This is a genomic window from Actinophytocola sp., assembly GCF_036402745.1.
Classification (GTDB): Bacteria; Actinomycetota; Actinomycetes; order Mycobacteriales; family Pseudonocardiaceae; genus Actinophytocola.
In genome coordinates this window covers 1-24215 of the sequence record NZ_DASWSJ010000251.1, presented here as the reverse complement: position 1 = coordinate 24215, position 24215 = coordinate 1, and the positions used below count along the sequence as shown (strand labels likewise).

At 72.1% G+C, this 24215-nt stretch carries 20 protein-coding genes; 10 read left to right on the top strand and 10 right to left on the bottom strand.

The window, feature by feature from the left end; translation table 11 throughout:
• The coding region (locus VGD70_RS23645) for a discoidin domain-containing protein (protein ID WP_331084868.1) at positions 1 to 444 on the top strand (444 nt) is incomplete at its 5' end.
• A 218-nt stretch (positions 445 to 662) separates the two neighbouring features.
• Here the strand turns inward: VGD70_RS23645 and VGD70_RS23640 are convergent.
• Genes VGD70_RS23640 through VGD70_RS23615 form a run of 6 tightly spaced genes read right to left on the bottom strand, consistent with a single transcriptional unit; the run spans position 663 to position 7806 of the window.
• Complete coding sequence (locus VGD70_RS23640; RefSeq protein ID WP_331084872.1) at positions 663 to 2075, bottom strand: GH1 family beta-glucosidase; 1413 nt, start codon at positions 2073 to 2075, stop codon at positions 663 to 665.
• A gap of 27 nt (positions 2076 to 2102) precedes the next feature.
• On the bottom strand, positions 2103 to 3125 hold the full coding sequence (locus VGD70_RS23635) for an ABC transporter ATP-binding protein (protein ID WP_331084866.1): 1023 nt from the start codon (positions 3123 to 3125) through the stop codon (positions 2103 to 2105).
• The gene (locus VGD70_RS23630) at positions 3122 to 4090 is read right to left on the bottom strand and encodes an ABC transporter permease (protein ID WP_331084864.1); all 969 of its coding nucleotides are present in this window, start codon (positions 4088 to 4090) and stop codon (positions 3122 to 3124) included. Before VGD70_RS23630 ends, VGD70_RS23635 begins: the two co-directional genes overlap by 4 nt.
• A gap of 4 nt (positions 4091 to 4094) precedes the next feature.
• Positions 4095 to 5075 (bottom strand): ABC transporter permease, encoded by a 981-nt coding sequence (locus tag VGD70_RS23625; RefSeq protein WP_331084862.1) that lies wholly within the window; start codon positions 5073 to 5075, stop codon positions 4095 to 4097.
• Positions 5072 to 6142 (bottom strand): ABC transporter ATP-binding protein, encoded by a 1071-nt coding sequence (locus VGD70_RS23620; protein WP_331084860.1) that lies wholly within the window; start codon positions 6140 to 6142, stop codon positions 5072 to 5074. Before VGD70_RS23620 ends, VGD70_RS23625 begins: the two co-directional genes overlap by 4 nt.
• On the bottom strand, positions 6142 to 7806 hold the full coding sequence (locus tag VGD70_RS23615; RefSeq protein WP_331084858.1) for an ABC transporter substrate-binding protein: 1665 nt from the start codon (positions 7804 to 7806) through the stop codon (positions 6142 to 6144). The genes VGD70_RS23620 and VGD70_RS23615 overlap by 1 nt, the downstream gene beginning before the upstream one ends.
• A 180-nt stretch (positions 7807 to 7986) precedes the next feature.
• Here VGD70_RS23615 and VGD70_RS23610 point away from each other — a divergent pair, with 180 nt between their 5' ends.
• From VGD70_RS23610 to VGD70_RS23600, 3 genes are all read left to right on the top strand, one after another.
• Complete coding sequence (locus VGD70_RS23610) at positions 7987 to 9237, top strand: ROK family transcriptional regulator (RefSeq protein ID WP_331084856.1); 1251 nt, start codon at positions 7987 to 7989, stop codon at positions 9235 to 9237.
• A gap of 268 nt (positions 9238 to 9505) precedes the next feature.
• Positions 9506 to 11923, top strand: a complete 2418-nt coding sequence (locus VGD70_RS23605) for a glycoside hydrolase family 3 C-terminal domain-containing protein (RefSeq protein WP_331084854.1) — start codon at positions 9506 to 9508, stop codon at positions 11921 to 11923.
• 31 nt (positions 11924 to 11954) lie between these two features.
• The gene (locus tag VGD70_RS23600) at positions 11955 to 12995 is read left to right on the top strand and encodes a LacI family DNA-binding transcriptional regulator (RefSeq protein ID WP_331084852.1); all 1041 of its coding nucleotides are present in this window, start codon (positions 11955 to 11957) and stop codon (positions 12993 to 12995) included.
• A gap of 128 nt (positions 12996 to 13123) precedes the next feature.
• Here VGD70_RS23600 and VGD70_RS23595 read toward each other — a convergent pair whose 3' ends face one another.
• On the bottom strand, positions 13124 to 15757 hold the full coding sequence (locus tag VGD70_RS23595) for a discoidin domain-containing protein (RefSeq protein WP_331084850.1): 2634 nt from the start codon (positions 15755 to 15757) through the stop codon (positions 13124 to 13126).
• A gap of 249 nt (positions 15758 to 16006) precedes the next feature.
• Positions 16007 to 17005 (bottom strand): LacI family DNA-binding transcriptional regulator, encoded by a 999-nt coding sequence (locus VGD70_RS23590; protein ID WP_331084848.1) that lies wholly within the window; start codon positions 17003 to 17005, stop codon positions 16007 to 16009.
• A 214-nt stretch (positions 17006 to 17219) separates the two neighbouring features.
• Here VGD70_RS23590 and VGD70_RS23585 point away from each other — a divergent pair, with 214 nt between their 5' ends.
• Positions 17220 to 17897 carry a TetR/AcrR family transcriptional regulator gene (locus VGD70_RS23585; protein ID WP_331084845.1) on the top strand — a complete coding sequence of 226 codons (678 nt, stop codon included), beginning with the start codon at positions 17220 to 17222 and terminating at the stop codon, positions 17895 to 17897.
• Positions 17898 to 18050: 153 nt separating this feature from the next.
• Here VGD70_RS23585 and VGD70_RS23580 read toward each other — a convergent pair whose 3' ends face one another.
• Positions 18051 to 19700: an AfsR/SARP family transcriptional regulator gene (locus VGD70_RS23580; protein ID WP_331084843.1), complete on the bottom strand. Its 1650-nt coding sequence runs from the start codon at positions 19698 to 19700 to the stop codon at positions 18051 to 18053.
• 103 nt (positions 19701 to 19803) lie between these two features.
• Here VGD70_RS23580 and VGD70_RS23575 point away from each other — a divergent pair, with 103 nt between their 5' ends.
• The 5 genes from VGD70_RS23575 to VGD70_RS23555 all read left to right on the top strand — a co-directional run bounded on the left by VGD70_RS23575 (position 19804) and on the right by VGD70_RS23555 (position 24020).
• Complete coding sequence (locus VGD70_RS23575; protein WP_331084841.1) at positions 19804 to 20664, top strand: SMP-30/gluconolactonase/LRE family protein; 861 nt, start codon at positions 19804 to 19806, stop codon at positions 20662 to 20664.
• Positions 20661 to 21026, top strand: coding sequence for a YidH family protein (locus VGD70_RS23570; RefSeq protein ID WP_331084839.1), 366 nt, complete (start codon positions 20661 to 20663; stop codon positions 21024 to 21026). Before VGD70_RS23575 ends, VGD70_RS23570 begins: the two co-directional genes overlap by 4 nt.
• Positions 21023 to 21334, top strand: a complete 312-nt coding sequence (locus VGD70_RS23565) for a DUF202 domain-containing protein (RefSeq protein ID WP_331084836.1) — start codon at positions 21023 to 21025, stop codon at positions 21332 to 21334. The genes VGD70_RS23570 and VGD70_RS23565 overlap by 4 nt, the downstream gene beginning before the upstream one ends.
• A 454-nt stretch (positions 21335 to 21788) precedes the next feature.
• Complete coding sequence (locus VGD70_RS23560) at positions 21789 to 22478, top strand: FadR/GntR family transcriptional regulator (RefSeq protein ID WP_331084834.1); 690 nt, start codon at positions 21789 to 21791, stop codon at positions 22476 to 22478.
• Between the two features lie 111 nt (positions 22479 to 22589).
• Entirely contained in the window at positions 22590 to 24020 is a 1431-nt protein-coding gene (locus VGD70_RS23555; RefSeq protein WP_331084832.1) for a sigma-70 family RNA polymerase sigma factor, read from the top strand.
• Between the two features lie 50 nt (positions 24021 to 24070).
• Here the strand turns inward: VGD70_RS23555 and VGD70_RS23550 are convergent, their stop codons facing one another.
• A complete protein-coding gene (locus VGD70_RS23550; RefSeq protein WP_331084870.1) occupies positions 24071 to 24208 on the bottom strand; it encodes a hypothetical protein in 138 nt (45 codons plus the stop codon).
• Positions 24209 to 24215 lie beyond the last annotated feature (7 nt).

Here is a 24215-nt window from a genome sequence, read left to right as displayed (position 1 = left end):
GGGATCGAGTCGCGGTCGTTCCGGGTGGTGCCGCCTTCCGTTCCTGGGACCAACATCGCGCAGGGACGGCCGACCACGGCGTCGTCGTATCAGGCGCAGGGGGACGGGGCGCCGTACCTGGCTTCGCTGGCCACCGACGGGTCGTTGACGTCGCGGTGGGCCAGTGACTGGAGTGACCCGCAGTGGGTCCAGGTCGACCTCGGGTCGGTCGTGTCGTTCGACCACGTGCAGTTGGTGTGGGAGGCCGCGTTCGGTCGCGCCTACTCGATCGACGTCTCCGACGACGGGTCCTCCTGGCGGTCGGTCTACTCGACCACGTCGGGCAACGGTGGGGTCGACTCGTTCGACGTGGCCGGGTCGGGACGGTACGTGCGGGTGTACGGCACTCAGCGCGGGACCGGGTGGGGCTACTCGCTCTACGAGTTCGGCGTGTACCGCCGCTGAGGGCGGGTGGCCTCCGGCCCCCGGTTCCACGCTACCGGCTCGGACCGACAGTTCTCGGGCTGTGCACAGGCGCTGTCCACAGTGACCGTTTCTGTCGGTGGCCGTCGGTAGGCTGGATCCCGGGGGCCGGAGGCCAAGCCCGTCGCTCCCCTGGGATGAGCCGCCGAAGCACGGGCGACAGAGGGTCCATTCGTGCCAGGCGAATGGACCCTCTCCCGTCAGTGGCCGCGGACCTTCTTGATCGTGTCGCGGTACCACAGGGCGCTCTGCTTCGGGGTCCGGACCTGGGTCTCGTAGTCCACGTGTACCAACCCGAAGCGCTTGGCGTAGCCGTAGGACCATTCGAAGTTGTCCATCAGCGACCAGGCGAAGTACCCGCGCACGTCCGCTCCCCGCACCCGCGCCGCCGCCACCGCGGCGATGTGCGCCGACAGGTACGCGGTCCGGTCCGCGTCGGCCACGTAGCCCGACGGATCGGCTTCGTCGTCGAAGGCAGCGCCGTTCTCCGTGATCACCATCGGCACGCCGGGGTAGTCGCGGGACAGGCGCACCAGCAGATCGGTGAAGCCTTCCGGCACGATCTCCCAGTCCATCGCGGTCACCGGGCGGCCCATGGGGATGTTGGACTGCACGGGGTTGCCGTCCGCGTCCTCCGTGCGCCCCGCGGAGTCCACACCGGACACCAGGTGGCTCGAGTAGTAGTTCACCCCGAGCACGTCGATGGGCTCGCTGATGATCTGGAGGTCCCCGTCGACCACGGGGAGCTTCACGCCGCGCACGGACAGGTCATCCATGATGTCGCCGGGATACTGCCCGCGCAGCAGCGGATCCAGGTAGATCCGCGCGCCGAGGCCGTCGGCGCGGCGGGTGGCCTCCTGGTCGGCCAGCGACTGGGTCGCCGGCATCGACGTGCCCATGTTCAGCGTGATACCCAGCTCGATGGGCTCGGTGGCGGCCGCGCGCATGCGTTGGGCGGCCAGGCCGTGGCCCAACAGGAGATGGTGCACGGCCTCCATCGCCGCCGGGAAGTCCTGACGGCCGGGCGCCTGGCGTCCCTCGTAGTAGCCGAGCATGGCCGAGCACCACGGCTCGTTCAGCGTCGTCCACGTCCGGACCCGGTCCTGGAGCTTGTCGAACACCAGCATCGCGTAGTCGGCGAAGCGGTAGGCGGTGTCCCGGGCCGGCCAGCCGCCCGCGTCCTCCAGCTCCTGGGGCAGGTCCCAGTGGTACAGCGTGACCCACGGGTCCACTCCGGACCGCAACAGCTCGTCCACCAGGCGGTCGTAGAAGCCGAGCCCCACCGCGTTGGCCGGGCCGCGACCACCCGGTTGCACCCGCGGCCACGCCACGGAGAACCGGTAGAGGTCCACGCCGAGTGACTTGATCAGCGCGACGTCCTGGGGCATCCGATGGTAGTGATCGCAGGCGATGTCACCGTTGTGGCCGCCGTCGACCATGCCCGGCGTCCGGCAATAAGTGTCCCAGATGGACGGACCGCGGCCGTCCTCGTCGTGGGCTCCTTCGATCTGGTACGCGGACGTCGCCACCCCCCACCGGAAGTCCGCGGGCAGGCCCGAGATCAGCGCCAGCTCCGCCGCGGGTTCCACCACAGCCGCAGTCGTGTCCAAGATCCATCCTCCATGTGTCGTGACTCCGGGTCAGGTCGTGACCCGCTCGGCTGTCTCGTGATCGCTGTGCAACCAGCAGGCCACGGTCCGGTCCGAGCTCCCCTCGCCGTCCGGCGCCAGGAGCAGCGGCGACCGGCTGGCGCACGGGTCGAAGGCTTTCGGGCAGCGGGGATGGAACGCGCATCCCGTCGGCATCGCGCGGAGGTCCGGTGGCGAGCCCGGGATGCCGGTCAGCTCGCGCCGGGGACCGCGCAGCGCGGGAAAGGAATGCAGGAGGCCGTCGCTGTAGGGGTGCAGCGACGAGCGGTAAAGCTCGGCGGCCGGCGCCGACTCGACGATGCGGCCGCCGTACATGATCGCGATCCGGTCGGAGAACTCCACCAGCAGCGACAGGTCGTGGGTGATGAACAGCACCGAGAACCCGATCCGCTCGCGCAGCTCGACGAGCTGGCGCAGGATCTGGCGCTGCATCACCACGTCCAGCGCGGTGGTCGGCTCGTCCATCACGACCACCCGCGGCTCGAGCGCGAGCGCCATCGCGATCATCACCCGCTGCCGCATGCCGCCGGAGAGCTGGTGGGGGTAGCTGCCCAGCCGGTCGGCGTTGATGCCGACCAGGTTCAGCAGCTCGACCGCCCGTGCCCGCCGCGCCGCCGAGGTGGTCCGCGGCTCGTGCGCGGCGATGACGTCGGCGAGCTGGGTGGCGACCGTGTGCACGGGGTTGAGCGAGTTCATCGCGCCCTGGAACACGATCGAGATCTCCGCCCAGCGGAACCGGCGCAACCGCGACCGGGACAGCGTCATCAGGTCGAACGGCTCGCCGTCGCGCGGGTGGTAGGTGACCTGCCCGCCGCGGATCACCCCGGGCGGCGGCAGCAGCCGCAGCATCCCGTAGGCCAGCGTGGACTTCCCGCTGCCGCTCTCGCCCGCGAGACCGAGCACCTCGCCGCGGTGCAGCGTGAGGTCGACGTCGCGGACCGCGTGCACGGCGTCCTCGCCGAGCCCGTAGTCGACCGACAGCCCGCGGATGTCCAGTACCGGCTCGCCCGTCACCGGCCCTCCCCTTCCCGCGCCAGGACCGGGGTGAACCCGACCCGCATCTTGACCCCGCGCACCCGCTGCGGCCCACTGCGCAGCCGCGGGTTGACGTACTCGTCGATGCCGAAGTTGAGCAGCGCGAGACCCGTGCCGAGCAACGCGATCGCGAGCCCGGCCGGTACGAACCACCACCACGCGCCCTGCGCCAGCGCCTGCTGGCTCTGCGCCCAGAACAGGATCGCGCCCCAGTTCCACTCGGACACCCCGGGGACGCCGATGAACGCCAGCGTGATCTCCGACAGCACGGCGAAGATCACCGTGGACACGAAGCTCGCCGCGATCACGGCGGTGAGGTTGGGCAGGATCTCGAAGCCGAGGATCCGCCAGGTTGACTCGCCGGTGGCGCGCGCGGCCTCCACGTAGTCGCGCCGCCGCAACGACAGCGTCTGCGCGCGCAGCACCCGCGCGCCCCACGCCCACGAGGTGAACCCGATGACCAGCGCGATGGTCAGGTCGTCGGTCTCGGGCAGGGTGAGCGTGATGATGAGGATCAGCGGCAGCGCGGGGATCACGAGGAACACGTTGGACAGCGCCGAAAGCCCCTCGCCGCCGGTGCCGCCGAAGTAGCCCGACGTGACGCCGAACAGGATCGCGAGCACCGTGGCCACGACGCCGGCGACGAGCCCCACGAGCATCACGCTGCGGGTGCCGTCGAGGATCTGGCTGAGGATGTCCTGGCCGAGGTGCGTGGTGCCGAACCAGTGCGCGGCGCTCGGCCCGACCAGCAGGTCGTCGCTGCGCTTGCCCGGGTCGTAGGGCGTGACCCACGGCCCGATGACGGCGAACACGAGCAGGATGCCGAGGATCACGAGCCCGGTGAGTGCCTTGCCGTTGCGCAGGAACGCCGAGCGGCGCCTGCGCCTGCGGGCCACTGGCGGCTCGGCGGGCACCGCCAGGACGTCCACGGTGGGGAGTGCCACGGGCTCAGCCCTCCTTCCGGGTGCGCGGGTCGAGGAGCAGGTAGATGACGTCCGCGAGCAGGTTGGCCACCAGGACCGACAGCGTGATGATCAGGAAGATCCCTTGCATCAGCGGGTAGTCCTTGGCGCCGACGGCGGCGAACAGCTGGAACCCGACGCCGGGGTAGGAGAACACGATCTCCACGAGCAGCGTGCCGCCGACGATGAGGCCGAGCGAAAGCGCGAACGCGGACACGTTGGGCAGCAGGGCGTTGCGGGCCGCGTAACTCACCATCACCCGGCGCTCGGACAGGCCCTTGGCGTGCGCGACGGTGATGTAGTCCTCACTGGACACCGTGAGCATCATGTTGCGCATCGACAGCACCCAGCCGCTCATCGAGGTCACGAGGATCGTGATCGCGGGCAGGATGCTGTGGTAGATCGCGCTGCCGACGAAGCCCCAGTCCCAGCCCGGCACGACGCCGGGGTCGAACCCGCCGGAGGAGGGGAACGCCCCGCCCTGGTCGGCGAACAGCGTGATCGCGATCAGGCCGAGCCAGAAGTACGGGATGGACGACAGGAACGTCGTCACCGGCATCACCACATCCACCCAGGACCCGCGCCACCAGCCGGCCATCATGCCGAGCGTGGTGCCGAGCAGGAAGCTGATGATCGTGGTGAACCCGACGAGCGCGAGCGTCCACGGCAGGCTGTTCGCGATCACCTCGGACACCGGGGTGGGGAAGAACGTGAACGACAGCCCCAGGTCGCCGCGCAGCAGCTGGCCCCAGTAGTCGAGGTACTGGGAGAACAGGCTCTGCTTGTCGTCGAGTCCGAAGAGGATGTACAGCGACTGGATGGCCCGGGTGTCCAGCTGCCCGTGCGCCTTGCTGATCAGCGCCAGCACCGGGTCGCCGGGGATCAGCCGCGGCAGGAAGAAGTTGATCGTGATCGCGGCCCAGGCGGTGAACGCGTAGAAGGCGAGCCGGCGCAGGAGGTAGGTCACGGCGCGGTCTCCTGAGCCGGCGCCGAGGCCGCCACGGTCTCCGCGTCGTAGAGCCAGCACGCCGCCCAGTGCCCGGTCCCGTTGCCGCCCACCGGAAGCCGCGGCGGCGCCTCGGCGCCGCACCGGGCCATCGCGTGCGGGCAGCGGGGGTGGAACCGGCAGCCGGACGGCGGGTTGATCAGGCTCGGCGGCTCGCCGCCCGCCTCGGGCTCCTCGACCTGCGCCTCGCCGGCGATCCGGTCCGGGTCGGGCGCGGAGGAGATCAGCAGCTGGGTGTACGGGTGCGCGGCGCGCTGGGTGACCGCCTCGCCGTCGCCGCCCTCGACCACCTGGCCCGCGTACATCACGAGCACCTCGTCGGCGAAGTAGCGGGCCGAGGCGATGTCGTGGGTGATGTAGAGGATCGCGAGGTCGAGCCGGTCGCGCAGGTCCCGCAGCAGGTTCAGCACGCCCAGCCGGATCGAGACGTCCAACATGGACACCGGCTCGTCGGCCAGCAGCGCCTCCGGCCCCGCGGCCAGCGCCCGCGCGATCGCGACCCGCTGGCGCTGCCCGCCGGAGAGCTCGTGCGGGTACTTCGACAGGAACCGCTCCGGCGGGGTGAGCTGCACCCGGGTGAGCAGGTCGTCGAGCCCTGCCTGGAGGTCCTCGCCGCGGCGGTGGATGCGCAGGGCCCGGGTGAGGTGGTAGCGGACGGTGTGGATCGGGTTGAGCGAGGCGAACGGGTCCTGGAAGACCATCTGGACCCGCCGGCAGTACGCGCGGAACGCGCGCCCCCGGGACGCGCGCACCACCTTGTCGTGCAGCCGGACCTCGCCCGCGGTCTGCCCGACGAGCTGGGCGAGCAGCCGGGCCACGGTGGACTTGCCCGACCCGGACTCGCCGACCATCGCGGTGACCTGACCGCGCCGCAGCACGATGCTGACGTCGTCGACCGCCCGGACGCTGCGCCGCTCGCGGGTGAGATCGCGCAGCCGCCGCCGGACGGGGAAGTGTTTGGTGAGACCCACCGCCTCCAGCACCACGTCGGTGGTGCCGGAGGCGGTGGGCGCAGGGCTCGCCGGCATTACGCGGCGGGCTTCAGGTGCAGGACCACGTCCAGCGAGTTCAGCAGGGTCGGCTGGGCGGGGGCGTACTGGTTGTTCTCGTCCGGCCAGCCCACCCAGCGCTTGGTGCTGTACTCGCCGCCGGCGTTGGCGGCCGAGGTGACGATCACCGGCATCTGCTCGACGAAGGTCCGCTGCAGCTCGGCCATCGCCTCGGTGCGGGTGGTGTCGTCCGCGGCGTTGGCGTAGCTGTCGAGCGCGGCGGTGGCCTTGTCGTTGCGGAACCGGCCCCAGTTGCCGTTGGTGCCGGCCTCGCCGCGGGCCTTGTACAACGTACCGTCCATCATGGACTGGTAGAGGTCGAACGGGGTGGCGCCGCCGTTGGTCCAGTGCATGGCCGCCTCGAACTCACCGGTGTCGATGTTGGTGGTCCACGCGTCGGTGTTGGCCTTGTCGACGGTGACGTCGATGCCGAGCTGGGAGAAGTTGTCCTTGAGGATCTCCAGGTCGGTGATGTAGTCCGACCAGCCGGCGGGGTTCGACAGGGTGATCTTGACGGGCTTGCCGGTCTTGTCCAGCAGCGTGTCGCCGTCGAAGCGGTAGCCGTTGCTGGTGAGCTCCTTCTTCGCGCCCTCGACGTCGAGGGCGTAGTTCTTGCCCTTGAACTCGTCGGAGATGAACGCGTCACCGGCGGGCGTCGGGATACCGGTCACGCTGGTGACCTGGGGGTAGAAGTAGCCGGCTTCACCCTGGTTGAAGATGTCCTTGCGGTCGACGACCATGCTCATCGCCCGGCGCAGCGCCGGGTCGTCGAACGGCTTGTGCTCGGTGTTGAAGAACAGGCCGTGGATCGCGAGCGTGCCGGGGAACCACAGCTTGTGGTGCTGCGGGTCCTTGTCGACGTAGACGGCCTTGTAGTTCGAGATGAACGTGAACGCCCACTCCGACGAGCCGTTGGCCAGCGCGGTGGTCTGCGCGTTGTTGTCGTTGTAGGAGGTGTAGCGCAGTTCCTTGGGCTGGGGGAGGTCCTGCCAGTAGGTGTCCCGCCGGGTGAGCGTGACGGTCTGCGGGGTGAACGTCTTCAGCTTGTACGGGCCGGTGCCGATCGGGTCCTTGAGGGTGTCGGTGCCCGGGTCCTTGAGCTTGGACCAGATGTGCTCGGGCACCACGATCGAGCTCAGGATGTCGACCTGGTTCACGAACTGGGACGAGGTGAACGTGACGGTCACCTTGTTGCCGGTGGCCGTGGCCCCGCCGAACGGGATGGCGTTGATGTTCAGCGCCGGGGTGGCCTTGAGCAGGTTGTAGGTGTACGCGACGTCGTTCGCGGTCATCGGCTTGCCGTCGGCCCACTGCACGCCGTCGCGGATGGTCAGCTCCAGCTTGCGGAAGTTGTCCGACCAGGCCCACTCGGTGGCGAGCCAGGGCTTGCCCTCCTCGGTCGGCTTCACCTGGCTGGTCATCACCAGTGGCTCGAAGATCATCCACTTGTAGCCGAGCGACGCTGCCGACGACGAGGGGAGGAACGGGTTGTGGTTCTCCGTCTGCGGCCCGTTGGGCATGCCGATGTTCAGCACCCCGGCCGCGTTGCCCGCATCAGCACCGGATCCGCTGCCGCACGCGGCCACTCCGGACAGTGTGATCGTGAGCGCGGCGACCAACGCGGCAGTGCGCCTGAGTCGCATGGGTTTTCCTCCTCGGGAGCAGGGGAGAGCAGCGCAACGAGTCAATCGGGGTGACGGCGGTCACGTCAATAACATCCAGGTAACGAAATTAGACTAATTTTAAGCTACGAATTAAGTCGGCGGATGAACTATCGTCAGCTCTGGTTAGGCTTCGCACGGCCGGGGTGGGAGGGGAAGTTCATGGAGCCGAGGCGCGCCACGGTCCGGGACCTGCGGCGGCGCAACCGTTCGACCCTGCTGTCGACGCTGTTCTTCGAGGGACCGCTGAGCCGCTACGAGCTGGGCCAGCGCACCGGGTTGTCCGCGGCCACGGTCAGCAACGTGGTCGGCGAGATGATCGACGACGGCTTGGTGGTGGAGGCCGGCCTGGTCGAGTCCGACGGCGGCCGGCCGCGGGTGCTGCTGCGGGTGAGTCCCGGCTACGGCTCGGTCATCGGCGTGGACGTCGGCGAGACCGGCGTGAAGATGGAGCTGTTCGACCTGAGCATGACCCGGCTCGCCGCGGTCGACCGGGCGCTGCCGCCGCCCCAGCCCGACCCCGCGCTCGTCGGCCCGCTCATCGCGGCCGGGCTCACCGAGCTGCTCGGCCAGGCCGGGGTGGACGAGGCCGACGTGCTCGGCGTCGGCATCGGCGTGCCCGGCACGGTCGAGCAGGGCGAGAAGGTCCGGGTGCACGCGCAGGCCATCGGCTGGGACGGGATCGCGCTGGCGGACCTGGTGCGCGAGTGCGGGGTCGGCGCGCCGCTGTTCGTCGAGAACGGCGCCAAGACCCAGGGGCAGGCGGAGATGTGGTTCGGCGCGGGCCGCGGCGCGCGGCACGCGGTGATCGCGCTGATCGGCTCCGGGGTGGGTGCCACGGTGATCACCGACGGCACCACCTACCGCGGCTCGACCAGCAGCGCGGGGGAGTGGGGGCACACCACGCTGATGTTCGGCGGGCGGCTGTGCCGGTGCGGCGCGCGGGGGTGCCTCGAGGCCTACGTCGGCGCGGAGGGCATCCTCGACCGGTTCCGCAAGGCACGCGGCGGGCGGGCGATCCCCCGGCCGGACGAGCAGTCCCAGTTGGACTTCCTGCTGGCCTCCACGGACCGGTCGGCCACCGCGGCCGCGGTCGTCGAGGAGACCGTCGGCTACCTCGGCGCCGGCATCGCCAACCTGGTCAACCTGTTCAACCCCGAGCGGATCGTCCTCGGCGGCTGGGCCGGGCTCGCGCTCGGCACCCTGCTGCTGCCCGACATCCGCCGGGCCACCGCCGCGCACGCGCTCCGGCACGCCTACGAGCAGACGTCGATCGAGCTGTGCCAGCTCGGCCCGGACGCGGTCGCGGTCGGCGCGGCCACGCTGCCGGTGGAGGCGCTGCTCAACCTCGGCTCCGACCCGCGGGAGCGGCGGCCGGCCCGGAGATCCGTCACACCCGCAAGCGTGACCTGACCTCTCGACCCGTGAGCGGGAGCGCCGGAGCGTTCGCCGTCTGGACGCGTGAGCGGGAGTGACGGAGCGTTCGCCGTCTGGACTGACGAGCGCGCGCAGGCGCGCCAGCGCCGAGCACGCGAGGAGGGAAGACGGCGAGTAGCGGAGAAGCGAAGCGAACAATTCAACACAGTGAGCGGGAGTGACGGAGCGTTCGCCGTCTGGACGGAGAAAAGACGGCGAGTAGCGCAGGAGCGGAGCGAACAATCGAACACAGAGAGGGGCACCTGTGGGTACCGAGGAGCTTCGGCGGCTGGTCGGCAAGCTGGATCTCGAGCAGAAGGTCCGCCTGCTGACCGGCGCGACCCAGTGGCGCGTCCACGCCGAGCCGGCGATCGGGCTGCGGCCGGTGGTCATGTCGGACGGCCCGGTCGGCGTGCGGGGTGAGCGGTGGGACGAGCGGGACACCTCGCTCGTGCTGCCCTCACCCACCGCGCTCGCGGCCACCTGGTCCCCGTCGCTGGTCGAGCGCCTCGGCGGGCTGCTCGCCGCCGAGGCCCGGCGCAAGGGCGTGGACGTGCTGCTCGCGCCGACGCTGAACCTGCACCGCTCGCCGGTCGGCGGCCGGCACTTCGAGTGCTACAGCGAGGATCCGTGGCTCGTCGGGCGGATCGGCGCGGCCTACATCCGCGGCGTGCAGGCTGGCGGGGTGGCGGCGGCCGCGAAGCACTACGTGGCCAACGACTCCGAGACCGAGCGGATGACGCTCGACGCGAAGGTCGGCGAGCGGGTGCTGCGCGAGGTGTATCTGGTGCCGTTCGAGGCGGCCGTGCGGGCCGGCGTGTGGGCGGTGATGTCGGCCTACAACGGGGTCAACGGCGTGCCGATGTCGGAGAGCCCGCTGCTGGCGTCGCCGCTGAAGGACGAGTGGGGGTTCGCCGGGCCGGTGATGTCGGACTGGGGTGCGGTGCACTCGACCGTCGCGTCCGCGCGGGCCGCGCAGGACCTGGTGATGCCGGGACCGCACGGGCCGTGGGGTGCCGCGCTGGTGACCGCGGTGCGGGCCGGCGAGGTGTCGGAGTCCACTGTGGACGAGAAGGTGCTGCGGCTGCTGCGCCTGGCCGACCAGGTGGGGGCGCTGGGCACGTCGACGGCCCGGCCGGCGCCGGTGTCCACTGTGGAGAGTGAGCTGGCGGTGCTGCGCCGGGCGGTCGCGGCCAGCGCGGTGCTCGTGCGCAACGAGGGCGTGCTGCCGCTCGACCCGACGGCGGTGCGCCGGGTCGCCGTGCTGGGCTGGAACGCGGTGACCGCGCGGATCCAGGGTGGCGGCAGCGCGGGGGTGTACCCGGCCGCGCCGGTCTCGCCGCTGGACGGCATCCGGGCCGCGCTCGCCGGGACCGCGGACGTCGTGCACGCGGTGGGCGCGTACCCGAGCGAGTCGCCGACCCCGCTCGACCCGGCGTTCTCCCGCGACCCGGTCTCCGGGGAGCCGGGGGTGCTGGTGCGGCTGCTCGACGCTGGGGGTGTCGAATTGCACGCCGAGCGGCGGCTGTCCGGGCGGATCCTCGAGCCGGCGATGGTCGCCGGCGCGGTGGCGGTGGAGCTCCAGGCGGTGCTGCGGCCCCCGGAGAGCGGCGAATGGCGGCTCGCGGTCGGTGGCTGGGGTCCGGTGTCACTGACCGCGGACGGGCTGCCGCTCGTCGACGAGGTCATCGTGGTCGACACCGACGACCCGGCGACGGTGCACCTCGCGCCGGCGTTCCGGGCCGGCACGCTGGCCGTGACCGAGGGCACGGACGTGCACCTCGTGGCGCGCCGCGAGCTCGTGCCGGGCACCGGGGTGGCGACGTTCCTGGCCGCCGACCCGCCGCGGCGGCGCGCGGTCGACGAGCTGGCCGTGGCGGTGTCGCTGGCGTCCTCGGCGGACGCGGCGGTGGTCGTGGTCGGCACCACCGACGAGATCGAGAGCGAGGGCTTCGACCGGGTGTCGCTGGCCCTGCCGGGCGCGCAGGACGAACTGGTCCGCGCGGTGGCCGCGGCGAACCCGAACACGGTGGTGATCGTCAACTCCGGTGGGCCGGTGCTGCTGCCGTGGCGCGACGAGGTGCCGGCGGTGCTGCTGAGCTGGTTCCCCGGCGAGCAGGCCGGCCACGGGCTGGCCGACGTGCTGTTCGGCACGGCCGAGCCGGGCGGGCGGCTGCCCACCACCTGGCCGGCCGCGGCGGCCGACGTCCCGGTGCTCGACACCCGGCCGGTCGACGGGGTCCTGTACTACGACGAGGGGCTCGACGTCGGCTACCGGGCGTGGCTCGCGGCCCGGGTGTCGCCCGCGTACTGGTTCGGCCACGGGCTCGGCTACACCACGTGGTCCTATGAGGACATCTCGGTGTCCGAGCCGGACGGTCACGCGTGCTCGGTGCGGATCCGGTTGCGCAACACCGGATCCCGGCGCGGTCGCGAGGTCGTGCAGGTCTATCTGTCCCGTTCGGACGGTGCGGTCGGGTACCCGGCGCGCTGGCTGGCCGGGTTCACCGCGGTGACCGCGGGCCCGGGCGGGGTGGTCGACGCGGTCGTCGACGTGCCGGCCCGGATGGTCGAGCACTGGTCGCCGCGGGGCTGGGCGGTCGAGCCCGGCGAGCTCACCGTGCACGCCGGACGGTCCGCCGGGGACCTGCCGCTGACCGCGCCGGTCACGATCGGAGACTGACGGAGAGCGCTCTCCCGTACGATGGGGAGCCATGACTGATGGTGCGCCGACGCTCGAGGACGTGGCCAGGGTGGCCGGCGTGTCCCGGGCGACCGTGTCCCGGGTGATCAACGGCATCCGGAACGTGGACACGGAGATCCAGAAGGTGGTCCGCCGGGCCATCGAGGAGACCGGGTATGCGCCCAACCGGGTCGCGCGCTCGCTGGTCACCCGGCGGACCGGGGCCATCGCGCTGGTCGTGTCCGGTGCGGGCGAGCCGGACGGGCCGGTCGACCCCCGGTACTCCACCCGGGTGTTCGGCGACCCGTTCTTCGGCCGGGTGGTCGGCGGGGTGGTCGACTTCCTGCGCCGGCACGCCATGCACCCGCTGCTGATGCTGGCCGACACCGAGCAGGCACGCGCGGACGTGGTCGCGCACCTGCGGCAGGGCGGGGCCGATGGTGCGCTGCTGGTGTCGACGCACGCCGAGGACCCGCTGCCGGGGATGTGCGTGCGGGCGGCGCTGCCCGTGGTGCTGTTCGCCCGGCCGACGCCGCCGATCCCGATCAGCTACGTCGACCTCGCGCACCGCGCGGGTGCCGGGCTGGCGGCAGACCACCTGGTGGCCCGAGGCTGCCGCCACGTGGCGACGATCTCGGGCCCGCTGGACGTGCCGGCGAGCCAGGACCGCCTGGCGGGCTTTCGCGACGCGATGGCGAGACACGGCCACGCGTACGTCCCGAACGAGACGGGCAACTTCACCCACGAGAGCGGCGAGTCGGCCATGACCCGCCTGCTGGCAGGCGTTCCCGAGGTGGACGGCGTCTTCGCGGCCAACGACCTGATGGCGGCCGGCGCGCTGGGCGTCCTGGCCCACGCGGGCCGCCAGGTCCCGGCCGACGTGGCGGTGATCGGCTTCGACGACAGCAGCCCGGCCCAGTCCTGCCGCCCCCAGCTGACCACGGTCCGCCAGCCGGTGGAGGACATGGGCGCGGAGATGGCGAGACTCGTGCTGGCCCACATCGACGACCCGGCGGTGCCGCCGCGATCGGTGATCTTCGACCCCACCCTGGTGATCCGCGACTCCGCCTGACGCACCGGCTGTGCGCACCATCGACGAGAACGTTGCGTCGTAGGAGGTCTGGTGAGACGTCCCGAGCCAGCGCGTGGGGCGGGGGCGCCGCGGGCAGGACCGCGGCGCCCCCTGTTCCCACCGAACGACTACGGGTAGTTCGTCACATAGCTCACCTGGTGCGGCAGGTTCGCCACCTCACCCGTGTCGTTGATGACGCGGTTGATCGTCCCCACGCCGCCGAGGGAGACCGTGACCAGGCCGTGGAAACGCACCCCGGCCTTGTTCGGCACCTCGAAGCCGCGGCTGGCCGTCACCGCCGAGTTGGTGTTGAAGAAGCAGTACACGCCCACCCCCCAGGCCTCGTGCGTGGTCACCGAGTCGGCGACCTTGTACGACGCCCAGCCGAGCGAGCCGCCGCCGCTGCTGCCCCACGCCGCGTTGCTCGGTGGGTCGTAGGGCATCTCGTTCTGGTAGAAGTACGTCCGGCCGCCGTTGCCGTTCCAGATGGTGTTGTACTGCTGGTAGTGCTCGACGAACAGGCCGTACATCGTCACGTTGTCGCCGTTGACCACCAGGCCGTTCTGCGCCGTGTTCTGGTCCCAGCCGGTCCCGGTGCCGTGGTCGCCGCGCCACAGCCACATGTGGTCGCCGATCACGTCGCGGCTGTTGATCTGCAACGACACCGTCGCCTTGCCCACGTGCGCGCCGCCGACCCGGAAGAACACGTCGTGCAGTGACGACGGGGTCGCCGTGTGGTTGGCCGACGAGCCGGACGGGCCGAGCTCCACGAGCGCCGGCGAGTTCACCGGGCCCGCGTCGAGCAGCAGACCGGCCAGCTTCACACCGTCCACATCGGACACCGAGATGGCCGCCTGGCCGGTGTCCGGGGTGAGCGTCGCGAGGCCGAGGCCCAGCACGACCGTGTTCGGGTTCGTCACCCGCAGCGCCTCGCTCAGGTGGTGCACGCCGGGGGTGAACAGCAGGTGCTTGCCCTCGGCGAGCGCCGCGTTGATCGTCGACGCGGGGGTGCCGACCTGCACGACGTAGAAGTCCGCCAGCGAGATCGACGTGCCCTGCGCCGCGCCGTTGCCCCACGACGTCCCGCTCACGTTCTCCCGCAGCGCCGGCACGAACACCCGGTACTCACCGCCGCTGGTGATGTAGAGGAACGGCTTCTCGCGGACCTTCGGCGTGGTCGCCACGACCGTGTGCGACGGGTTCGGGAAGTTCTGCGGCGGCGCGCCCGCGGTGCCGGTGAACACCATGTTCCACACCGACCCCGACCAGCCGCCGCGCAGGTCGCTGTTGCGGGTGAAGAACTGCTGCTGCGACCCGGACTCGACGACGCCGTCGATGCGCGAGTCGGCGATGAGGCCGCCCGACGCCCAGCCGTCGCCGCCGTTCCACAGCTGCACCTGGCCACGCAGGTGCATCCGCCGGTACGGCGCCGCCTGCGACACCGCCCACCGCTCGATCTGGCCGGCCGGCAGCGTCACCGACAGGTTCTCCGCCGAGCGCCAGAAGTTCTGCGTCGCGTTGCCGAGGTTGTTCGGGTCGCTGCCCTGCTGCAGCCAGTCCGCCTCCACGCGCACGTGCCCGTTGAGGTTCACGTCGTCCGGCGACAGCCCGAGGCCCGCGACCTGGGTGTAGAACCGCAGGTTCACGTCGGCGTTGTAGCTGCCGGGCTTGAACAGCACGGCGTAGCGCTCGGTGCCGAACTGGTTGGTCTTCATCTGCGTGGCGATCGAGTTCAGCCGGCTCTGGATCGTGGCGGCCGGCGTCGACGGGTCGTAGACGAACGTGTTCGGGCCGAGGTTCGGGTTGTACGGGTCGGTGGGCGTGGTGCCCGGGCCTCCGCCGCCGGTGGTGAACACGGACAGCTCCCAGAGTGAGTAGCCGTAGGCGGTGGCCCGCGTGGTGCCGTTCATCCGGACGTAGCGCCCGGTGCCGGTGACGTCGAGGGTCTGGTTGCCGCCGGTTCCCGTCGTGGTCGTGTAGACCGGCGTCCAGCTCGACCCGTTGTCCGACACCTGGAGCTGGAACGCGCTGCCGTACGCGGCCTCCCAGCTCAGGCCCACCCGGCAGATCGGCTGCGCGCTGCCGAGGTCCACCTGGATCCACTGTGGATCGCTGAACGCGCTGGCCCAGCGGGTGCCGGCGTTGCCGTCGACGGCCGCGCTCGCCGGGGTGCCGGCGTTCTCGGTGGAGGACGCGGTGGCGGCCTTGCCCTGGGCGACGTTCGTCGTGCCGCACGGCGCGGCGGTGCCGAACGAGCCGAACACCTGGAACTCCCACAGCGAGTAGCCGTAGCCGGTCCCGCGGGCGGTGCCGTTCAGCCGGACGTAGCGGCCGGTGCCGGTGACGCTGAGCGTCTGGTTGCCGCCGGTGCTCGTGGTGGTCGTGTAGATCGTGGTCCAGCTGGTGCCGTTGCCGGAGGTCTGGAGCTGGAACGCGCGGCCGTAGGCGGCCTCCCAGCTGAGCACGACCTGGTTGACCGTGGCGGTGGCGCCGAGGTCGACCTGGAGCCACTGTGGATCGCTGGCGGCGCTGGCCCAGCGGGTGCCCGCGTTGCCGTCGACGGCCGCGCTCGCGGGGGTGCCGGCGTTCTCGGTCGAGGAGGCGGTGGCCGTGCGGCCCTGGGAGAGCAGCGTCGGCGCGGCTGTCGCCGTCGTGCTCGAGGTGAGCACGGTGGCCGTCGCCAGCGCCGTCGCCGTGACCGCGAGGAGGGCGGTCAGCCGGCGCGGTCGTCGGGGTGGGCGGGGGAGCAGGGAAAGTCTCATGGTTGTCCTACCTGGGGACGCAGGGTGGATCGATCCAGTCTGGCAGGAACCGGTTCCGGAACCGGTTTCAGGGACATGTGATGCATTTAACAACCAGGAAATGTGGCCGTCAAGGAGCCGATCGGCGCGAACCGACCGGTTTTCGAGCACGCGGGAGCGGACCCGCGAGAACGGGGCCGCGCCGACCGGCGGCTCGGGTGGGGGAGGAGTCGCCGGGACCGCCTGCGATCGGCGGGTCCCTGCGCGGGGTCAGGCGGGGGCGGACTCGCGGATCACCAGGGAGGTCGGCACCACGTGGGGCTCGCCGGGAAGCTCGCTGCCCGCGAGGTTGTCCAGCAGCATGATGGCCGCCGCCTCGCCCATCTCCCGCGACGGCTGGCGGATCGTCGTGAGCGCGGGCCGCGTGTGGGCGGCGATCGAGATGTCGTCGAAGCCGATGACCGCCACGTCGTCCGGCACCGTGCGGCCCGCGGCGCGCAGGCCGTCGAGCACGCCGACGGCCATCAGGTCGTTGTGGGCGAACACCGCGTCGAACGCGACACCCGCGCCGACCAGCTCCTCGACCGCGGCCTGGCCGCCGCCGCGGGTGAAGTCGCCCTCGACCAGGAGGCGCTCGTCGAACGCGACGCCCGCGTCGGTGAGCCGCGCGCGCAGGCCCGCGGTCCGGTCGCGGGTGCAGCCGAACTCGACCGGCCCGGACACCATCGCGACGCGCGTTCGCCCGGTGGCCAGCAGGTGGTCGGCGGCGTCCGCCGCCCCGGCGTGGTTGCTGGTGGCCACCGACGGGAAGCCGGGGTGGTGCCCGCGGTCGTCGATCATGACCACGGGCAGCCCCGACTCGTGCAGCGACGTGATGTAGGACAGCGTGTCCGGCGGTTCGACCAGCAACAACCCGTCGAACGCGTTGGCCGACACGTGCCGGGCGAACTGGGTGAGCGAGTCCTCGCCGCGGTTCATCGTGTTGAGCAGCAGGCCGTAGCCGCGCGCCTCCAGCACGTCGGCGACCCCCTGGAGAACGTCACCCATCCACGGCCAGGTGAGGCCCGGCACGAGCATCCCGACCGTCTGGGTGCGGCCCCGCGCCAGGTTCACCGCGCCGGCGCTGGGCGTGTAGCCCGTGGCGGCGATGACCTCGCGGACCCGGATGGCGGTGCTCGCGTCCACGTCACCCTTGTTGTTGAGCACGCGGGACACCGTGGTCTTGCTGACCCTGGCCCGCCGGGCGACTTCGGCGATCGTGACGCGCATGTTCCTGCCTCGAGGTTCGGCTGCGAGGCCAGAATACGTTCAGCCCCCGACGCTGAGCACGATCGTGCGCGAGTTGTTCCCTCGGCCGCGCACACCCTTCCGCCGTTGGCCACTCGTTGCAGTTGGGCGGTCTTCCGTGCTATAGGTACCTGATGGAGACCGTCTGCGACGTGCGGGAACCCGCTTCGGCGAGCCGCGCCGGCGGTTGGAGGGCGTGAGCCAGAAGACGCTCACCGGCACGTTCCAGCGCGCCCGGCGACCGGAGCAGGTGGCAGCCCGCCGCGAGGCCATCCTCACGGCGGCGGCGGAGATGCTCGCGGAGCGGCCGGTCGCGGACATCTCGCTGCGGGAGCTGGCCGGCCGGGTCGGGCTCGCCAAGTCCAACGTGCTGCGCTACTTCGACAGCCGCGAGGCGATCTTCCTGGAGGTCCTCGACCGCACGTGGACCGGGTGGCTCGACGGCCTTTCCCTCACCCCGGGCCGATCCTCGGCCCGGCACGCCCGGGAAACCCGCGTGGCGACGGCGATCGCCGCCTCGCTGGTCGCGGAACCGTTGCTGTGTGAGCTCTTCAGCACGATGGGTGGCGTGCTGGAGCGCAACATCTCCCACGACGTGGCCCGCGACTTCAAGACCCGCTTCACCGCGAACACCACGCGGCTGGCCGACCTCGTGCGCGCCTGCGTGCCCGCCCTCGACGACGCGGCGGCCACCCACTTCGCCAGCGCCGCGGTGGTGCTCGTGGCCGGCCTGTGGCCGTTCGCGAACCCGACCGAGGTGGTGGCCACCGTGTCCGCGGAGCTGGGCATGCCGTGCGCGGCGGACCTGTTCGCGGCCGGCCTCACCGAGGCGCTGGTCAACCAGCTGACCGGACTGGTCGCCCGCGCCGGCTGAGTGTGTTGTCCTCGGCGTTGCGACAACGCGGCCGGCGGTCAGCTGGGCCGCCGAGAACGTGCCTTCCTTGACGGAGCACTGTCAGGCCCGCCCGGACCCGCTTCCCCGATGATGAGATCTCACCCGCGAGCCCGGGCGGGGTCGGCGGTGCGGTCAGGCCGGGCCGGTGCCCAGCTCGATCGCCACCCGGTGGGTCAGGGGGGCCATCCGGCCGTCCTCCAGCAGGCCGTGGTCGACCAGCCGGCGTACCGAGGGCGACGTCAGCGCGCCGACCGAGCCGCCGTGGGTGCCGAGGTACTGGAACGCCGCCGCCGCGCTCTGGTCCACAGTGGACATCGCGCGGTACCGGGACAGCAGCCGTGCGCGGGGGTCGAGGTCGTCCACGGCCAGCTCGTCGAGGACGCCGTCGCCGGCCAGGCGGGTGGCGAGGTCCGGCAGGGTCAGCCGGGGGTCGCCGATGAGCACCGCCGCGGCCGCGCGGATCGCCAGCGGCAGGTGGTCGCATCGCCGCACCAGCTCCGCCGCCGCCCAGTCCGGCGTCACCCGGGGCCGGCCGACCAGCTTGCCCAGCATCGCGACCGCGGCCGCGGGGCTCAGCCGCCCCACGGGGATCCGCGCGGTCGCGTCCACGGCGGCGAGCGGCGTGTCCGCGGTGACCAGGAACCCGCAGCCCGGCTCGGCCACGAGCAGCGGCCGCAGCTGCGTGGCCGACATGCAGTGGTCGACCACCACCAGCTCCCGCCGCCCGGACAGCGTCGACCGCCAGGCCGCGCCGTCCAGCGGCGTGTCGGTCAGGTCCACGTAGCGCTGCCCGTCGGGGTAGCACCACGCCGCCTGGTGCGCGGCCCGTAACGCCACCGCCGACTTGCCCGCCCCGGGCGGCCCGTGCACCACGACCACCCGCGGCCCGTCGTCGTGCTGCGCGCACAGGGTCGCGACGACCGTGCGCACCTCCTCGGCGCGGTCCACCAGGCCGACCTGGCGCGGCAGCTCGCAGCGCGCCCCGCCGCGCACCACGGTCGTCGCCGGCGGGCGGTCCAGCAGCGCCGGGTCCCGGTTGAGCATCGCCGTGTGCAGCTGTTGCAGCCGCGGCCCCGGCTCCAGGCCGAGCCCCTCGACCAGCCGGTTCCGGGCCTCGGCGAACGCCTCCAGCGCGGCCGCGACGTCGCCGGTGCGGTACAGCGCCAGCATCAGCGCCGCCCACCCCCGCTCCCGCAGCGGGTGCTTGGTGACCAGCCGCCGGGCGGTGCCGACGAGCTCCGCCTTGCCTCCGACCGCGAGCTCGGCCTCGAGCAGGTCCTCCTCGACCAGCAGCCGCTGCTCGGTCAACGCGTCCAGCGCGCCGGCCAGCGCCCGGCGCCGCGGCAGGCCCTCCGCGGGGTGGCCCCGCCACAGCCCGAGCGCCTGCCGGAGGTGAGTGCGGGCGCTCGCGGGCTCCCCATCCGCGAGCGCCCGCCGGCCGATCTCGGCGAGCCGGCCGAACACCTGCACGTCCAGCTCGTCGGGATCAGTGCTGAGGAGGTAACCGCCGCCGCGCGAGACCAGCCGGTTGCGGCAGCCCTGGTCCAGCACCCGGCGCAGCGTGGTGGCGTAGGTGCGCACGTTCGACCGCGCGGACGGCGGCGCGCCGTCGTCCCACAGGACCTGACCCAGCTGGTCGAACGAGACCACCGTGTTGGGCGCGAGCGCCAGCGCGGTCAGCATCAACCGCACCTTGGTCGACGCAAGGTCGACGGCCGCCCCCTCGTGATACAGCTCCACCGGGCCCAGCAGCCGGTAGCGGATGCCCTCGAACGTCTCCATGCGGTCACCTCCACCCACAAGGGTGGGCAACCGCGCTAACAACTTGCTAATCGACCGCAGCGTGACCGGTTGGTCATCCTGGGTTACCCGGTACGGTCCATGCGTGATCGTGGACGTGGTGCTCGCTGCGCGGGCTCGGCTTGGTGAGGGACCGCTCTGGGATCCACGCGCGGCGGTGCTGCGCTGGGTCGACATCAAGCGCGGCGAGGTGCACCGGTTCGACCCGGTCTCCGGCGAGGACACCGCGTTCGAGGTCGGCGAGCAGGTCGGCACGGTCGCCGTGCGGCGCTCCGGCGGGCTGGTGCTCGCCACCGAGACCGCCATCGTCACGTGTGCCGAGGACGGCTCGGACCTCGAGCGGCTCCACGAGGTGACCACCAACCCGCCGGGCGGCCGGTCCAACGACGGCAAGGCCGACCCGTGGGGCCGGTTCTGGGTCGGCACCATGCTCGACGGCACCGACGGCGCGGGCGCGTTCTACCGGCTCGACCCGGACGGCGACCTCTACACGATGCTCACCGGGGTGTCGGTGTCCAACGGCCTCGGCTGGTCGCCGGACGGGCGGACGATGTACTACGTGGACACCCAGACCGGCGGCGTGGACCGGTTCGACCACGACCCCGCGACCGGCGAGATCACCAACCGCCGCCGGCTGGTCGACGTCGACCGCGGCTGGCCGGACGGGCTCACGGTCGACGCCGAGGGCAACCTGTGGGTGGCGCTGTGGGACGGCTGGGCGCTGCGCCGGTACACCCCGGACGGCCGGCTGACGGAAACCGTTGAGCTGCCGGCACAGCGGGTCACCAGCTGCGCCTTCGGCGGTGCCGATCTGTCCACTTTGTACGTCACGACGGCCACGGCCGGGCTGTCCGAGGACGACCTCGCCCGGCAGCCGCAGGCGGGCTCGCTGTTCGCGCTCGACCCCGGCGTGGCCGGGCTGGCGGCGGGGGAGTGGGCGGGATGAGCCGCTGGGCCACCCGGCTGCGGGAGACCGGCGAGGACCCGGACCCCCGGTTCAGCTTCGCGAACGAGCGGACGTTCCTCGCGTGGATCCGCACCGCGCTGGCGCTGATCGCGGGCGGCATCGGGCTGGAGGCGTTCGCGCCGGAGCTGGTGGTCCCGGGCCTGCGCCAGGTGCTCGCGGCGCTGCTGGTGCTCTCCGGGGTGGGCACGAGCACGATGGCGTTCCGCCGCTGGCTGCGCAGCGAGCTGGCGATGCGGGAGGGCAAGCCGCTGCCCCCGCCGACGGTCGCGCCGTGGCTGTCCTACGGCGTGGCGGTCGTGGCGCTGGCGGTGTTCGTGTTCGTCGTGGTGGCGAACGTGTGAGCACCGAGAACCGCGACCAGAACGAGCGGACCTCGCTCGCCTGGGTCCGGACCGGGCTCGGGCTCGCCGCGTGCGCGCTGCTCGCCGGCCGGCTCGCGCTGGTCCAGCGCACGCCGTGGGCCGTCGGCGCCGCGGTCGCCGCCGCACTGCTGGCGTTCGGCGTGCTGGGCTGGTCCCACGACCGCTACCGCCGCGCCGCCCGCCGGATGCGCGAGCGGCGCTCGGTCGACTACGCCGTCCCCGCGCTGCTGCTGACCGTCGCCGTGGTCCTCGTCGCCGTGCTGGCCCTGCTGCTGATCGTCTTCTAGCCCCGCTTCTGGTGCCGCGCCAAGCGGAACCGCCACCTGTCGGGGTGGTCGACGCGGAAGCCGGCCTCGCAACTCCCGCAGGCGGCCCGCGTACGCCAGCGCGGACCTACCCGAACCTGCCGCGGCTCGTCATCTCCCTGGTCACGATTGGGTTTCGGAGCCGAGTGGGCCGCGGATGGGCCGTCCGGCGGATGATCGCGGACGGTCGGCGGCGTACCGTTCGGCCGCAGCCGTCCGGCCCAGGCGCCTACGGCGAACGCAGCAGCGGGTGTTTCCGTTGCCGGCCAATCGGTCCGCGCTCCCGAGTCCACTGTGGACGTACACATTCGGATGCCGTTGAATTCCGGACGCCGTGGGTGAGAGGCCGATCACCCATCGCTAACATGACCTGGTGGCAGCTACAGGCGCGGGGAGCGCGGCGACGCCGCAGCGACCGGTCAGACGCGGTGACAAGGTGTCCGAGGCGATCGCTCGGGACATCGTGCGCCGGATCGGTGCCGAACGGCTGCCGCCCGGGACACAGCTGCCACCCGAGGCCAAGATGCTCGAGGAGTACCGGGTGGGCCGCGGCTCGCTGCGGGAGGCGTTGCGCATCCTGGAGGTGCACGGGCTCATCTCGATCAAGCCCGGCCCGCGCGGCGGCCCCACCGTCGACCAGGTGCACACCCGCAACTTCGGGCGCATGGCCTCGCTCTACTTCCAGATGGACGGCGTCACGTTCCGGGAGCTGATCGAGGCGCGGCAGATCATGGAGCCGGTGATGGCCCGGCGGGCGGCGGAGCTGAGCGACCCGCAGCTGCGTGCCGAGCTCGAGCGGTTCGACGGCAAGAACCGGCCGGAGGAGGAGTACCTGCCGGAGGCCGTCGACTTCCACCAGCTGATCGCGCTGATGTCCGGCAACCGGATCATGAGCCTGTTCGGGCAGTCGCTCGCCGACGTGTTGCTCGACCGGCTGAGCGACGCGCTGTTCCCGAAGTCGCGGCGGCGCGAGGTGCTGTCGGTGCACGGCGCGATCGCGCGGGCGATCACCGCGGGCGACGCCGAGCTCGCCGAGCGGTTGATGCGCGAGCACATGGACGACTATGTGGCACAGGTCAAACGCCGCCATCCGGGGCTGATGCAGGAGGTCGTCGACTGGCGGTGATCCGGCGCGTATCGTGCTCGTTCTTCGCTCGTTCACGATTCAACGGAACGGGTACGGCTCCGGGGGCCAGAAGGTGAGTGTGCGAGTGAGCGCTGGCTCGAGAGGGTGCCGGTGACCGAAGCTCTTGAGGAGGCACCGGACGCACAGCTGATCGCGGCGGTTCGCAAGGGCGACGTGTCGGCATTCGGCGTGTTGTACCAGCGGCACCTCGTGTCGGCGAAACGTGCGGCGGCATGCCTGGCGAGCACGCCTGCCGAGCGGGAGGACCTGGTCGCCGAGGCGTTCACCCGGGTGCTGCGGATGCTGCGCGAGGGCCGGGGCCCGGACGAGGAGTTCCGCCCGTACCTGCTCGTGACGTTGCGGAACACGGCCATTCGCAGCAGCACGCGGGGCGCGCCGGTGTCGCTGTACGCCGACGTGCCCGACGTCCACCCGGTGACCGACGGGGACCCGGTGATCGACCGCTGGCACGCCGACGTGGCGGCCGACGCCTTCGCGAGCCTGCCCGAGCGGTGGCGGATGGTGCTGTGGCACACCGAGATCGAGAACGAGTCGCCGGCCACCGTGGCGCCGCTGCTCGGGATGAGTCCGAACAGCGTGGCCGCGCTGGCGTACCGGGCACGCGAGGGCCTGCGGCAGGCCTATCTCAAGATGCACATGCCGGAGCCGCCGCGCCGGGAGTGCCGGTCGACGGTGAACAAGCTGGCCGGCTGGGTGCGGCACAGCGTTCCGCTGCCGCTGTCCCACAAGATCAGCCGCCACCTGGACACCTGCTCCGCCTGCCGGGCCCGGGCCGACGCGCTGACCAAGGTCAACGACGAGCTGCGCGCGGTGGTGGGCCCGGTGGTGCTGGGCGCGCCACTGGCCGCCGCGTACCTCCAGGCGCCGGCCGTCGCGGCCGCCATGTCCGGCGCCGCGAGCGCGGTGTCGGGTGCGCTGGCCGCGACGTCCGTGCTGACCGGTGCGGTGACCGCGTCGGCGGTGGCCGCGACCGAGGCCGGCGTGGACGCGCTGACCGGCGCGCTCGGCCTGAAGACGGCGGTGCTCAAGGCCGCCGCGGCCCTGGCCGTGGCGACCGCCGCCGTGACCTCGACGTCCGCGTCGCCCGCGGCGCCGTTCGACCACGCGCCCCCGATCGCCGAGCAGCGCCCGGGCGGCGTGGCGCCGCTGCCGGACCTGCGGCACGGCTCGACCGACACCGGCCGGGCGGCCGAGCGGCCGGAAACCGGCACGACCCCGCCCGCCGGCCGGCCGAGCCCGCCGCCAGCGGACCCGGCCGCCGGCACCCCGGCGCCCGCCGTCCCCGCGGCCGCCACCGACCCCGGTGCCGCCCCGGTATCCACAAAGGACACCACGAAGGCGGACCGCAAGGCCGCCAAGGCGGAGGCCAAGCAGGCCAAGAAGACCGCCAAGGCCGCGGCCAAGGCGGACAAGAAGGCGGCCAAGGCGGCCAAGAAGGCGGCCAAGGCTGCGGCCAAAGCGGACAAGAAGGCGGCCAAGAAGGCCGCGAAGCGGCCAGACCCCAGCGTGCCTACCGAGTGATGGATCACCTCCCGAAGTGGGTGAAGAAAACCGGGAACGTCAGCGGTGGATCACGACGGCCGCGGATCCTGCACGGTCCACGTGTTGCCGTCGGGGTCGGCGAAGTACACGAACGAGCCGCCCGGCCCGGTGGTGACCTCGCTGACCTCCACACCCCGGCCGGCGAGCTCGCCCTGCGCGGCCTGGATGTCGTCG